The 13784-nt window shown below is 43.6% G+C and carries 11 protein-coding genes; all 11 read left to right on the top strand.

From position 1 onward, the window contains the following. Window positions 1-84: 84 nt before the first annotated feature. The 11 genes from ACFQZS_RS01150 to leuD all read left to right on the top strand — a co-directional run bounded on the left by ACFQZS_RS01150 (window position 85) and on the right by leuD (window position 13668). Window positions 85-2097, top strand: coding sequence for a M1 family metallopeptidase (locus ACFQZS_RS01150; protein WP_377096415.1), 2013 nt, complete (start codon window positions 85-87; stop codon window positions 2095-2097). A 161-nt stretch (window positions 2098-2258) separates the two neighbouring features. Next, the gene (locus tag ACFQZS_RS01155; protein ID WP_377096418.1) at window positions 2259-3086 is read left to right on the top strand and encodes an ATP-binding protein; all 828 of its coding nucleotides are present in this window, start codon (window positions 2259-2261) and stop codon (window positions 3084-3086) included. A 479-nt stretch (window positions 3087-3565) separates the two neighbouring features. Beyond that, on the top strand, window positions 3566-5272 hold the full coding sequence (ilvD, locus tag ACFQZS_RS01160; RefSeq protein WP_377096421.1) for a dihydroxy-acid dehydratase: 1707 nt from the start codon (window positions 3566-3568) through the stop codon (window positions 5270-5272). Window positions 5273-5365: 93 nt separating this feature from the next. Continuing rightward, entirely contained in the window at window positions 5366-7102 is a 1737-nt protein-coding gene (ilvB, locus tag ACFQZS_RS01165) for a biosynthetic-type acetolactate synthase large subunit (RefSeq protein ID WP_377096424.1), read from the top strand. A 16-nt stretch (window positions 7103-7118) separates the two neighbouring features. Next, on the top strand, window positions 7119-7724 hold the full coding sequence (gene ilvN, locus ACFQZS_RS01170; protein WP_377096427.1) for an acetolactate synthase small subunit: 606 nt from the start codon (window positions 7119-7121) through the stop codon (window positions 7722-7724). A 4-nt stretch (window positions 7725-7728) separates the two neighbouring features. Then, window positions 7729-8211 (top strand): DinB family protein, encoded by a 483-nt coding sequence (locus ACFQZS_RS01175; protein ID WP_377096430.1) that lies wholly within the window; start codon window positions 7729-7731, stop codon window positions 8209-8211. Window positions 8212-8313: 102 nt separating this feature from the next. Continuing rightward, the gene (gene ilvC, locus ACFQZS_RS01180) at window positions 8314-9372 is read left to right on the top strand and encodes a ketol-acid reductoisomerase (RefSeq protein ID WP_377096433.1); all 1059 of its coding nucleotides are present in this window, start codon (window positions 8314-8316) and stop codon (window positions 9370-9372) included. A gap of 132 nt (window positions 9373-9504) precedes the next feature. Continuing rightward, the gene (locus ACFQZS_RS01185; RefSeq protein WP_377096436.1) at window positions 9505-10299 is read left to right on the top strand and encodes a class I SAM-dependent methyltransferase; all 795 of its coding nucleotides are present in this window, start codon (window positions 9505-9507) and stop codon (window positions 10297-10299) included. Between the two features lie 36 nt (window positions 10300-10335). Then, window positions 10336-11502 (top strand): 2-isopropylmalate synthase, encoded by a 1167-nt coding sequence (locus ACFQZS_RS01190; protein WP_377096439.1) that lies wholly within the window; start codon window positions 10336-10338, stop codon window positions 11500-11502. A gap of 78 nt (window positions 11503-11580) precedes the next feature. Continuing rightward, window positions 11581-12990 (top strand): 3-isopropylmalate dehydratase large subunit, encoded by a 1410-nt coding sequence (gene leuC / locus ACFQZS_RS01195; RefSeq protein WP_377096442.1) that lies wholly within the window; start codon window positions 11581-11583, stop codon window positions 12988-12990. Between the two features lie 81 nt (window positions 12991-13071). Then, a complete protein-coding gene (gene leuD, locus ACFQZS_RS01200; RefSeq protein ID WP_377096445.1) occupies window positions 13072-13668 on the top strand; it encodes a 3-isopropylmalate dehydratase small subunit in 597 nt (198 codons plus the stop codon). Window positions 13669-13784 lie beyond the last annotated feature (116 nt).

Consider the following 13784-nt stretch of genomic DNA (forward strand, 5'->3'; position numbering starts at 1 on the left):
ACCAAAACGGTGTCTTTTGTGTTTTAAGGTTTATATTATACGTATAATTCCTAATTTAGAACTTTTTATAAAAAACATTAACTGATGAGAATGAAACTAATTGCCGGGTTAAGCCTGGCTGTTTTTGGCGTTACTACCGCCAATGCTCAGCGCCCAACGCTGCAACCCCCTGACCCGAATGCTCCGCCAACCAAGTATGACTACCACGAAACTTTTGGCCCCAACTTTTATACAAAGAACGGAAATGAGTATCGTGCCGCAACGGGCGAACCCGGAGCTAAATACTGGCAAAACCGTGCCGACTATCAATTAGACGTTAAGCTTGACGAGAGCAAAAATGAGATAAGCGGCAGTGTGATACTATCGTATACAAACAACAGCCCGCAAAAGCTGGATTTTGTTTGGATGCAACTTGATCAAAATCTTTTTAAACAAGACTCAAGAGGTACAGATATTGTGCCCTTACAGAATGGTGTTCCTGTTAGCCGCAACTGGGGCAGGGGGCAGGCTTTTGATGCCGGCTATAAGATCAAATCTGTAAAAATGCTTACCGGTGCTAAAGATGAAAAGGCCGTTGATGTTAAGTATCTGATAAGTGATACGCGTATGCAGGTGTTTCTTCCTGCGGCTGTTGCTCCATCGGGCGGTAAGCTTAAGCTAAAAATTGAATACTCCTTTATATCACCCGATTTTGGTTCAGACCGTATGGGAGTTATGGACAGCAAGAACGGAAAGATATTTACCATAGCCCAATGGTACCCACGCATGTGTGTATTTGATGATGTAATGGGATGGAATACGCTGCCTTACACTGGTCCGGGCGAGTTTTACCTGGAGTACGGAACCTTTAACGTTAATATTACCGCGCCTGCAAAAATTATTGTGGTTTGCTCCGGCCAACTGCTAAACCCAACGGAAGTATGGACCGCTACGCAACAAAAACGTTGGGCACAGGCTGCCACAAGCGATAGGACCGTAATTATACGTTCGGCTGAGGAAGTAAACGATCCATTATCTCGTCCGGCAGGAAAAACTACCCTTACCTGGAAATATAAAATTGAGAACGCGCGCGACGTAGCCTGGGGCGCATCATCATCCTTTATTATTGATGCCGCTAAAATGAATATGCCGAGCGGTAAAAAAGGACTGGCTATTTCAGCTTACCCCGTTGAAAGCGATGGCGTTGGTGCCTGGGGGCGTTCAACCGAGTATGTAAAAAAATCAATTGAATATAACTCTGCCAAATGGTTTGAGTATCCGTACCCGAATGCTACGGCGGTTGCCGGTGTTGTTGGCGGTATGGAGTATCCGGGAATTGTTTTTTGTAACGCAACATCTAAAGGGCAAAGACTTTGGGCTGTTCACGATCATGAGTTTGGTCATACCTGGTTCCCGATGATTGTTGGATCTAACGAACGTATGTACGGCTGGATGGATGAAGGATTTAATACCTTTATTAACGGCCTATCAACAGCTAACTTCAATAACGGCGAGTATAAACCCGCAGCGCCTGTAGATTTTGAGGCGACCGCCAAAACAAATACGCGCCCGGATCTTGAGCCTATATTGAGTCAGCCTGCTAACCTGAAAGAGCCTAACACAGGTACATTATTATACAGCAAGCCGGGTGCCGGACTTAATTTGCTGCGCGACCAAATATTAGGTCCCGAGCGATTTGATTATGCTTTTAAAACTTACATTAAGCGCTGGGCGTTTAAACACCCTACGCCTGATGACTTTTTCCGCACTATAGAAAACGCTGCCGGAGAGAACCTGCAATGGTTTTGGCGCGGCTGGTTTGTAAATAACTGGAGATTAGATGTTGGGGTGCGCGATGTAAAGTATGTTGACAACAAACCTGCTAAAGGTGCTATTATAACAATAGATAACCTGGAGAAAATGGCTATGCCTGTTGTACTGGAAATAAAAACCAAAAGCGGCAAAACCGACCGCGTTAAATTACCTGTTGAGATATGGGAACGCGCTGTAAGCTGGCAGTTTATATACCCATCAACAGAGGAGATTGAATCTGTAACTTATAATCCCGATAAACAACTGCCCGATTATAATGGGGGAAATAATATTTGGAAGAAGTAAGTTTTCAATTTATAAATTAAGGCCACCGGGAACGGTGGCCTTTTTTGTCGGCTAATTTTTTTGATAGCCAATTTAGTAACGTAACAACTCGCTTGCTAATTGCATTAATCGCCCCTAAATTTTACCTTCGCAACAATAAACAATCAATAAAAACCTCCATTATGAAAAATCTGTCAAAAATTTGTTTGTCTGCACTGTTCGCTGTTGCTGCGGTAACAGCTAGCGCCCAGCATAAAGTTGAAAAATTATGGGAAACCGAGCCACTAATAAAAGTGCCTGAATCGGCGTTGTTTACCAAAAGCGGTATTTACGTTTCTATAATAGATGGTCAGCCCTGGGAGGCCGATGGAAAAGGTGGGATAGGTAAAGTAGGGGCAAACGGTAAAATTATTAACGCTGATTGGATAACCGGTTTAAATGCGCCTAAGGGCATGGCCATTGTAGGCGACCTGTTATACGTTGCTGATATACACGATGTGGTTGCTATAAGCATAAGCAAAGGAAAAATCGATCATAAAATTGCTGTTCCCGAATCAGGTGGTTTTAATGATGTTACCGCTGATAAAAATGGTACTGTTTGGGTAACCGACTCGCAGAAGGGGGCCATATACAAAGTTCAGGGTAAAACAGCAACCTTGTTTATGGATAACCTGCGCGGCATTAACGGCATAAAAGCAATTGATGATAAGCTGTATGTTTTAACCGGCAAAGAAATGTTTGTTACAGATGCATCAAAAAACAAAACCACAATTGTTGCGCTTGAGCAAGGCGGCGATGGAATTGAACCTGTTGGCAACGGCGATTTTATAGTAACTGCATGGTCTGGCTATATGTATTATGTAAATACCGCAAAAGGCACTAAAGATCTGTTATTAGATACGCATACCGGCAATAGCAAAACCGCAGATATTGGTTATGACCCTGCTACAAAAACAATTTATGTGCCTACGTTTTCTGCAAACTCAATAGCGGCGTATAAGTTGCAGTAGTTAATTGCAATAAAATATTGAAAGCCTTTCGATAACCGGAAGGCTTTTTTTGTTTTCCATGTCTCAGCCTTGAGTCATGCCGAATTTATTTCGGCACCCCACGCATAGGGTAGCTAAGTGGCCCGGCGGGTGAGATGCTGAAATATATTCAGTATTACATCTCTCAAATCATCTTAAAACTGCCAACTTTTTCCACCCTAACCTCATTTTCTGACGTAATTTCCACTACTTACTATGCAAGCATAAAAAACATACCGAATACCGTTTTGCACTTTGGTATAGTTTGTTGAACTTTTTATTTTTATATTTAGTTATAAAACGGTATTTATAATATGTTTTAAAGTTTTAATCAGAATTATATTTTAAATTGAAAATTTTGATTTTAACTATTGCCTGTTTATAAGGCTATCCCTATCTTACAATAACAGAAATACAAAGGGCGTAAACCCAAACCTAAAGAGAATAAAACTTAATAAAAAATGAGTTCATCTAACATCAGTAACGGAGTAGAATTGAATAAGTATAGCAAAACGTTTACCCAGGATCCAACACAACCTGCGGCTCAGGCTATGCTTTACGGCATTGGTTTAACTGATGAAGATATGCAGAAAGCCCAGGTTGGCGTTGCTAGCATGGGGTATGATGGTAACACCTGTAACATGCACTTGAATGATCTGGCTAAGATTGTTAAGCAAGGCATTTGGGCCGAGGATCTGGTTGGATTGATCTTTCACACCATCGGCGTTAGCGATGGTATGAGCAACGGTACCGAAGGTATGCGTTATTCGTTGGTTAGCAGGGATGTTATTGCGGATTCAATTGAAGCTGTTACCGGCGCGCAATATTATGATGGTTTAATTACCCTGCCTGGTTGCGATAAAAACATGCCGGGTTCTGTTATGGCTATGGCGCGCTTAAACCGTCCATCTATAATGGTATACGGTGGTACTATTAAACCCGGTCATTGGAAAGGCGAGGACCTGAACATTGTATCAGCGTTTGAAGCTTTAGGTAAAAAAATAGCGGGCGACATTTCTCCCGAAGATTTTATAGGTGTAATTAAAAATGCCTGCCCAAGCGCCGGTGCCTGCGGTGGTGTTTACACTGCCAATACCATGGCTGCAGCTATTGAAGCTTTGGGCATGAGCTTGCCTTATTCATCAAGCAATCCCGCATTAAGCGAAGAGAAGAAGGCAGAGTGCTTAGCTGCGGGTAAAGCCATCAAAATACTGTTAGAAAAAGATATAAAACCAAGCGATATAATGACCCGCAAGGCATTTGAGAATGCAATGGTGGTAATTATGGTGTTAGGCGGAAGTACCAACGCGGTATTGCACATGATCGCCATGGCAAAAGCTATCGACGTAAAGTTAACGCAGGACGATTTTCAGGCAGTAAGTAACCGCATACCTGTGTTGGCTGATATGAAGCCAAGCGGTAAATACATGATGGAGGATCTGCATAATGTTGGCGGTGTACCTGCTGTAATGAAATATTGCCTTGCACAAGGCTGGTTACACGGCGATTGTATGACAGTTACCGGTAAAACCATTGCAGAGAACCTTGCAGAAGTACCTGAACTATCATTTGATACACAAAAAATTATATGGCCGGTTGAAGCGCCTGTTAAGGCTACCGGTCACTTGCAGATACTGTACGGAAACATTGCTACCGGTGGTAGCGTAGCCAAAATAAGCGGTAAAGAGGGTACTCATTTTGAAGGCCCTGCCCGCGTATTTGATGGCGAGTTTGAACTGATTGCAGGCATATCAAGCGGCCGAGTCAAAAAAGGTGATGTGGTGGTTATCCGCAACGTGGGCCCTAAAGGCGCGCCGGGTATGCCCGAAATGCTTAAGCCAACATCAGCCATATTTGGCGCGGGTTTGGGCAGTTCGGTAGCACTAATTACCGATGGCAGATTTAGCGGCGGAACACATGGGTTTGTGGTAGGCCACATCACCCCCGAGGCATACGACGGTGGGGCGATAGGTTTAATAAAAGACGAGGATAAGATCATTATTGACGCGACAACCAATCAGATCAACGTGATACTATCTGACGAAGAAATGGCCGCCCGTAAAGCTGCATGGCAGCAACCGGAACTTAAAGTGAGCAAAGGCTTGCTTTACAGATATGCCAAAACCGTAAAATCAGCAGCCGAAGGTTGCGTTACGGATGAGTTTTAGCCCCCCCGGCCCCCTAAAGGGGGAGTATGGAGGCTAATAGAGAAATAAATATTTTACACTTAAAATTCCCCCTTTAGGGGGTTAGGGGGCAATATGGAAGTTGCACAACAGGAAATACTAAACACACCGGCTAAAGAGACTGTAAATATTACAGGATCGGCAGCGGTATTAGAAGCATTGATAGCCGAAGGAGTTGATACCATTTTTGGTTATCCGGGCGGGGCAATTATGCCTATTTATGATGCTTTATATGATTATAATGATAAACTGAACCACATACTGGTTCGCCATGAGCAAGGCGGGATACATGCCGGTCAGGGTTATGCGCGCACATCTGGTAAAGTAGGTGTGGTGTTTGCTACCAGCGGCCCGGGTGCTACTAATTTAGTAACCGGTTTAGCGGATGCGCAGATAGACAGCACCCCATTAGTATGCGTAACCGGACAGGTGTTCGCGCACTTATTAGGTACGGATGCTTTCCAGGAGACTGACGTGATCAACATCACCACGCCTGTAACAAAATGGAACTACCAGGTTACTGACGCTACCGAGATCCCGGAGGTTATGGCTAAAGCTTTTTATATAGCCAGAAGCGGCAGGCCGGGCCCGGTATTGATAGACATTACCAAAAACGCGCAGATACAGCTTTTTGATTACGAAGGTTATACACCGTGTAATCATATCCGTAGCTACAGGCCTAAGCCAATCGTTCGCCCGCAGTATATTGAGCAGGCAGCAGCTTTGATCAATCAGGCTAAAAAACCATTCATATTATTTGGTCAGGGTGTTATTTTGGGTGGAGCAGAGCAGGAGTTTAAGGCTTTTGTTGAAAAAAGCGGTATCCCTGCAGCGTGGACGGTTTTAGGCGCTGGTGCCATCCCAACTTCGCATCCGCTAAATGTGGGTATGTTGGGTATGCACGGTAACTACGGCCCTAACGTTTTAACTAACGATTGCGATGTATTGATCGCCATAGGCATGCGTTTTGACGACCGCGTAACCGGCCGTTTAGATAAATACGCTAAACAAGCCCAGGTAGTGCATTTAGATATTGACCCTGCCGAAATTGACAAAAACGTTAAAGCAACCGTACCTGTTTGGGGCGATTGTAAAGAGACCCTGCCGTTGTTGACAGCTTTGGTTGAAGAAAGACAACATACCGACTGGGTTAATAAATTTCATGATTATACCCGCCAGGAAGTGGAAGCAGTCATTCATGATGAACTGAACCCAACTACCGAGCAAATGACAATGGGCGAGGTGATAAAACAACTGAACGAGCTTACAAAAGGCGAAGCTGTTTTAGTAACCGACGTGGGCCAGCACCAGATGGTAACCTGCCGTTACACACAGTTCAACAAATCGCGCAGTAACGTAACCAGCGGTGGTTTAGGTACCATGGGTTTTGCTTTGCCTGCTGCAATAGGCGCTAAATACGGTGCTCAGGATAGAACGGTTGTTGCTGTAATAGGCGATGGCGGTTTCCAGATGACCTGCCAGGAGCTGGGTACTATTATGCAGTGCGGTGTTGATGTTAAGATCATCATTCTAAATAACCACTTTTTAGGCATGGTGCGCCAGTGGCAGGAGTTGTTTAACCAGCGCCGTTACTCGTTTGTAGATATTGAAAGCCCTGATTTTGTGGCATTGGCCGCGGCTTACCGTATACCGGGCAAAAGCATATCAGCACGTGAGAATCTGGTAGATGCATTAAAAGAAATGCTCGACACAAAAGGTTCTTTCCTGTTAGAGGTTAACGTTACCAAAGAGAACAATGTGTTCCCGATGGTACCGCAAGGATGCAGTGTGTCAGAAATCAGGTTAAAATAATTAGGGAGGACGGATCATGAGCAATCAAGACATAGAAAGAAAAGAGTTTACCATAACCATTTACACTGAAAATCAGGTAGGGTTATTAAACCGTATAGCTATTATATTTACACGCCGTAAAATCAATATTGACAGTTTAAATACTTCACCATCAGAGGTTGATAGTATTCACCGCTTTAATATTGTTATTACAGAATCTGAAGAAGTTGTACGTAAGTTAAGCCGTCAGATAGAGAAACAGGTAGAGGTTTTAAAGGTATATTACCATACTAACGAAGACATCATTTGGCAGGAAATGGCACTTTACAAGGTATCAACGGATGTTATTGCCGAAAAGGTTAGCGTTGAGCGTTTGCTGCGCGAGAATGGTGCCCGTGCGGTGGTTATCCGTAAAGATTATACCGTATTTGAAACAACCGGCCATCGCGAAGAAACAGACAACCTGATAAGCATTTTACAGCCTTATGGCCTGATAGAGTTTGTACGCAGCGCGCGTGTTGCCATTATTAAAAACAGCGATGGTTTTAATACCAAAATACGCGAGTTTGAACGTTTGGAGCCGGGAGAAGAAGTGATGGAGAACGAGTATTTAAACAAAGGGCAAAAAGTGTTTACAATGTAATGCAATGGAGTTTTTACTTGAAATAGCTAAACATACCCGCTTAAACTTCATCAAACTGATGGATGGTTTAACCATTGAGCAGTTGAACGTTATTCCGCAGGGATATAACAACAATATTGCGTGGAACTTTGCGCACATTGTGGCTTCGCAGCAAACGCTTTGCTATGTAAAAGGTAACGCGCCAACCCGCATTCCGCTGGAAATGATCACCAAATATCAAAAAGGAACCAGTCCTGAAGGGTTTATTACCGAGGAAGAGCTTAACTATTATAAAGACAAAGCCTTTACCTTGCTTGATGATATGAAGGCTGATGTAAATGCCGGAATATTTGGTAAGTACGATGAAATAACCACCTCGTTTGGTGTAACGCTAAGCAGCGTTAATGATGGTTTAACCTACTTTGTAACGCATGATAATTTGCATTATGGCTATGCCTTATCATTACGAAGAGCTGTTTTAGCGGAATTAAATACTGAACAAGTTTAAGACAACAGAATCACAACTAACAATAAATAACAATAAAATAAAAATCGGTGGCATCACCCCTAAATCGGTGAAATCACAATAAAACAATAAAAACAAAAAACAATGGCAAAATTAAATTTCGGCGGTACTGAAGAAAATGTAGTTACCCGCGAGGAGTTCCCTTTAGCAAAAGCACAGGACATCCTTAAAAACGAAACTGTAGCAGTTATTGGTTACGGTGTTCAAGGTCCTGGTCAGGCGCTAAATCAAAAAGACAACGGTATCAACGTAATTGTTGGTCAACGTAAAAATTCAAAAACATGGGATAAAGCTATCGCTGATGGATTTGTACCGGGAGAAACCCTTTTTGAAATTGAAGAAGCTTTAGAAAGAGGAACTATAATTTGCTACCTGTTGAGCGACGCTGCACAAATTGCATTATGGCCAACAGTTAAAAAACACTTAACCCCGGGTAAAGCATTATACTTCTCTCATGGTTTCGGTATCACTTTCAACGAGCAAACAGGCATTATTCCTCCTGCTGATGTTGACGTGTTTTTGGTTGCTCCAAAAGGATCAGGTACTTCATTGCGCCGTATGTTCCTGCAAGGCCGTGGCTTAAACTCAAGCTACGCTATCTTCCAGGATGCTTCAGGTAAAGCATTTGACCGCGTTATCGCTTTAGGTATTGCTGTAGGTAGCGGTTACCTGTTTGAAACTAACTTCAAAAAAGAAGTATACAGCGATTTAACCGGCGAGCGTGGTACGCTGATGGGTTGTATCCAGGGTATCTTCGCTGCTCAATACGAAGTATTACGTGCCAATGGTCACTCACCATCTGAGTCATTCAATGAAACGGTTGAAGAGTTAACCCAATCATTAATGCCATTAGTTGCAGAGAATGGTATGGACTGGATGTATGCTAATTGCTCAACTACTGCTCAACGTGGTGCTTTAGATTGGTGGAAACCTTTCCGCGACGCTACTAAACCTGTTTTTGAAGAATTGTACAACAGCGTAGCTACCGGCAAAGAGTCACAACGTTCTATCGACTCAAACAGCAAGCCTGATTACCGCGAGAAACTGGATGCTGAATTAGCAGAATTACGCGAAAGCGAATTATGGCAGGCAGGTAAAACAGTACGTAGCTTACGTCCTGAGAACCAGACTGTAGAAGCATAGGCTTTAAAGCCGAGATGCAAGAATCAAGAGTTAAGACTTTGTTTAGCCTTATTCTGAATCTTAAATAATAATTATCAGATAATAGGTGCAAGTCTTAACTCTTGCATCTATTATCTTAAATCTTGATGCGTGATGGATCAAACAGTTAATAAACATATTGAACGAGGTCCGGAAGCTAATGAAATTTTCGACGCGCGTAGTCTGGACAATGATTACGCAAAGTTAAAAAGCCTGTTAAAACCAGGTATGCATGTTTTAGATGTTGGCTGCGGAACAGGAGCGATATCAAAAGGCATAGCTAAACAGGTAGGGCCGCAAGGGCACGTTACCGGAATTGACAATACAGAAAGCTTCATCAGCAGTGGAAAATTGATTTATGCGGATGTTGAGAATTTAGACCTGATACATACAGATCTGTTTGAATTTGAAACTGAACAGAAGTTTGATCTGATTGTAGCAGCCAGAACTATACAGTGGTTAAGCAACCCTGTAGAAGCTTTGGTTAAGATGAAGAGTATGCTTAAGCCGGGAGGGTGGTTATCTATTTTAGATTATAACCATACTGCCATTGAATGGCAACCGGAACCACCGCAGAGCATGCAGCTATTTTACGCTGCTTTTTTAAAGTGGCGCAGTGATGCGGGTATGAATAACCAGGTTGCAGAGGATGCGGCTGATTATTTTGAGCAGATAGGTATGAGGAATATCGAGGTGCTTGATAATACAGAGAATTACAATAAAGGCCGGGATACTTTTAAAAGTAAACTTGGCGTGTGGTTAAAAGTGGCCGCGTCAACACAAATGGTTGACGAAGGTTATATTACCAACCAGGAGCGGTTAAAGGCTATTGAAGATTACAGTAATTGGATAGAAACCGATGCCGAACAAATGGTAATGAAATTAAAAGAGACAAGAGGCCAGGCTTAAACGCCTGTTAGTATAAAGGAAATTAGATAAAATAATATGTTACACGATCCCAACCGAGTCTACGTTTTTGATACCACGCTACGCGATGGCGAGCAGGTACCGGGTTGCCAGTTGACAACCCCCGAGAAAATAGAAATTGCCCGAGAACTGGAGGCGCTGGGCGTGGACATTATAGAAGCGGGCTTCCCTATATCAAGCCCGGGCGATTTTCAGAGCGTGGTAGAAATATCAAAAGCTGTTAAAAACCCAACCGTATGCGCGCTTACCCGCGCAAACAAAGGCGACATTGACGCCGCCGTTGCAGCCTTGCAATATGCCAAACATCCCCGCATACATACCGGTATAGGCTCATCAGACATGCACATCAAACACAAATTTAACAGCACCCGCGAAGAGATCCTGGAGCGCGCTGTTGAGGCTGTGAAGTATGCAAAAAAATCAGTAGAAGATATTGAATTTTATGCCGAAGATGCCGGGCGTGCCGATGTTGTTTTCCTGGCACAAATGGTTGAGGCTGTAATTGCAGCAGGAGCAACGGTAGTTAACATTCCGGATACGAATGGCTACTGCCTGCCTGACCAATACGGCAGCAAAATAAAGTTCCTTAAAGAGAACGTTAAAAATATTGATAAAGCCATTATCTCGGTTCATTGCCATAATGACCTGGGTTTAGCTACTGCGAACTCTGTAGCGGGTTTACAGAACGGTGCCCGCCAGATTGAAGGCACCATTAACGGTATTGGCGAACGCGCAGGTAATACTTCTATTGAGGAGGTAGTGATGATCTTAAAAACGCATCAATCGCTTGGCCTGCATACCAATATCAACAGCAAGAATTTTTACGAGATTAGCCGCATGGTAAGTACGCAAATGCGTATGCCGGTACAACCCAATAAAGCCATTGTTGGCAGCAATGCCTTTGCACATAGCTCAGGTATTCACCAGGATGGCTTCTTGAAAAACAGGGAAAATTACGAGATCATCCGTCCGGAAGATGTTGGTTTCCCAAGCGCTACAATTGTGTTGACCGCCCGCAGCGGAAGACATGCGCTAAAATATCATCTTGACCGTTTAGGTTACAACCTGAGCAAAGAAGAATTGGCCGACGCTTATCATCGCTTTTTAACCTTAGCCGATGGCAAACTGGATATTAATGATGACGATCTGGTTGGCTTAATGGCAAGCGAGAAGGTAAGTAATTAAATTTGAACAAAACACAAGTGATAAGGTAATAAGGGACACCAATCTCTGATTAACAAATCACTAATTAACTATAACAAAATGAGCAGTACATTATTTGATAAGGTGTGGGACAGTCACGTGATCCGCAAGATTGAAGGCGGCCCGAGTGTGGTTTTTATAGATCGCCACCTTATTCACGAAGTTACCAGTCCGGTAGCGTTTTTAGGTTTAAAAAGCCGTGGTATAAAGGTTTTATATCCTGAGCGTACATTCGCAACGGCAGACCACAACACGCCAACCATTAATCAGCATTTACCGGTACAAGATCCGCTTTCTGCAAACCAGCTAAAAGCGCTTGAATCAAACACTGCCGAGTATGGCATTAGCCACTGGGGTTTGGGTCACCAAAAAAACGGTATTGTTCACGTAGTTGGTCCGGAGTATGGTATTACCCAACCTGGTTCAACCATAGTTTGCGGCGACTCGCATACATCTACGCACGGTGCTTTTGGCGCAATCGCGTTTGGTATCGGTACGTCTGAAGTTGAAATGGTATTGGCATCGCAATGTATTATGCAGCCAAAGCCTAAAAAAATGCGCATTAACGTTAATGGCAAATTAGGTATTGGGGTTACACCTAAAGATGTTGCCTTGTTCATTATATCTCAGTTAACAACATCGGGCGCAACAGGCTATTTTGTTGAGTACGCAGGAGATGTTTTTGAGAACATGACCATGGAAGGCCGTATGACGGTTTGTAACCTGAGTATTGAAATGGGCGCACGCGGTGGCATGATAGCTCCTGACGAAACCACCATTAACTATGTAAAAGGCCGTGAGTTTAGCCCTAAAGGTGAAGCCTGGGATAAAGCGGAAGCTTACTACAGAACATTGAAAACAGATGCCGACGCGGTGTTTGACAAAGAATATAATTTTGATGGTTCAACCATTGAGCCGATGATAACCTACGGTACCAACCCGGGTATGGGTATGGGTATATCGCATGATATTCCGGATGCTGCACATGTTGAAGGCGGTGCTGCTACTTACGAGAAATCATTAGGATACATGGGCTTCCACGAAGGTGAGCACATGATAGGTAAACAGGTTGACTATGTATTTGTGGGCAGCTGTACCAATGGCCGTATCGAGGATTTCCGCGCTTTTGCATCGTTGGTAAAGGGGCGTCATAAAGCAGATAACGTTACCGCATGGCTGGTGCCGGGATCGCACATTGTAGAGAGCCAGATAAAACAAGAGGGTATACTGGATATTTTAACCGAAGCAGGTTTCACGCTTCGTCAGCCCGGCTGCTCCGCTTGTTTAGCTATGAATGATGACAAAGTACCTGCCGGCAAATACGCAGTAAGTACATCAAACAGGAACTTTGAAGGGCGCCAGGGCCCAGGTGCGCGCACTATGCTGGCCAGCCCGCTGGTAGCAGCGGCAGCAGCGGTTACCGGTGTAGTAACAGATCCGAGGACATTATTAACAGAAGAATACGCGTAATTCAGTCCATAGACCATAGTTGATAGTCCATAGCAAAAGCTATCTATCGACCATGGACTATAGACCATCGACTTAAAAAATATGGCATACGATAAATTTACAGTATTGAGAAGCACGGCAGTGCCGCTTCCGATAGAGAATATAGATACCGACCAGATCATCCCGGCCCGCTTTTTAAAGGCTACAGAGCGTGTTGGTTTTGGCGATAACCTGTTCCGTGACTGGCGCTACAATCCGGATAACAGCCCTAAGCAGGATTTTGTATTGAACAACCCTACTTACAGTGGTAAGATACTGGTTGGTGGTAAAAACTTTGGTTCGGGTTCATCGCGCGAGCATGCTGCCTGGGCTGTTTACGATTACGGTTTCCGTTGTGTGGTATCCAGCTTTTTTGCAGATATTTTTAAAGGCAACTGCTTAAACATTGGTGTATTGCCGGTACAGGTGAGCCCTGAGTTTGCCGATAAAATATTTTCGGCTATTCACGCCGACCCGAATACGGAGTTGGAGATCAGCCTGCCAGAACAAACCATTACCTTATTGGCAACAGGCGAAAAGGAATCATTCGACATCAACTCCTACAAAAAGAACAACATGTTGAATGGCTTTGATGATATTGATTATCTGTTAAGCCTTAAATCTGATATTGAGACTTTTGCCGAGGCGAAAGAGTTTTAAAAAAGAGTAATGTCATGCTGAACTCGTTTCAGCATCCCACGGACTGGTCTGCGACTTTTCTGATGAGGTGCCGAAACAAGTTCGGCATGACTTTTATATATTTCGCTTCACAACGA

It is taken from the genome of Mucilaginibacter calamicampi, from assembly GCF_042676765.1.
In the GTDB taxonomy this organism is placed as follows: Bacteria; Bacteroidota; Bacteroidia; order Sphingobacteriales; family Sphingobacteriaceae; genus Mucilaginibacter; species Mucilaginibacter calamicampi.

Coding starts and splice junctions, on each gene's coding strand:
- ACFQZS_RS01150 (WP_377096415.1), top strand. CDS start 85: ATGAGAATGAAACTAATTGCCGGGTTAAGCCTGGCTGTTTTTGGCGTT.
- ACFQZS_RS01155 (WP_377096418.1), top strand. CDS start 2,259: ATGAAAAATCTGTCAAAAATTTGTTTGTCTGCACTGTTCGCTGTTGCT.
- ilvD (WP_377096421.1), top strand. CDS start 3,566: ATGAGTTCATCTAACATCAGTAACGGAGTAGAATTGAATAAGTATAGC.
- ilvB (WP_377096424.1), top strand. CDS start 5,366: ATGGAAGTTGCACAACAGGAAATACTAAACACACCGGCTAAAGAGACT.
- ilvN (WP_377096427.1), top strand. CDS start 7,119: ATGAGCAATCAAGACATAGAAAGAAAAGAGTTTACCATAACCATTTAC.
- ACFQZS_RS01175 (WP_377096430.1), top strand. CDS start 7,729: ATGGAGTTTTTACTTGAAATAGCTAAACATACCCGCTTAAACTTCATC.
- ilvC (WP_377096433.1), top strand. CDS start 8,314: ATGGCAAAATTAAATTTCGGCGGTACTGAAGAAAATGTAGTTACCCGC.
- ACFQZS_RS01185 (WP_377096436.1), top strand. CDS start 9,505: ATGGATCAAACAGTTAATAAACATATTGAACGAGGTCCGGAAGCTAAT.
- ACFQZS_RS01190 (WP_377096439.1), top strand. CDS start 10,336: ATGTTACACGATCCCAACCGAGTCTACGTTTTTGATACCACGCTACGC.
- leuC (WP_377096442.1), top strand. CDS start 11,581: ATGAGCAGTACATTATTTGATAAGGTGTGGGACAGTCACGTGATCCGC.
- leuD (WP_377096445.1), top strand. CDS start 13,072: ATGGCATACGATAAATTTACAGTATTGAGAAGCACGGCAGTGCCGCTT.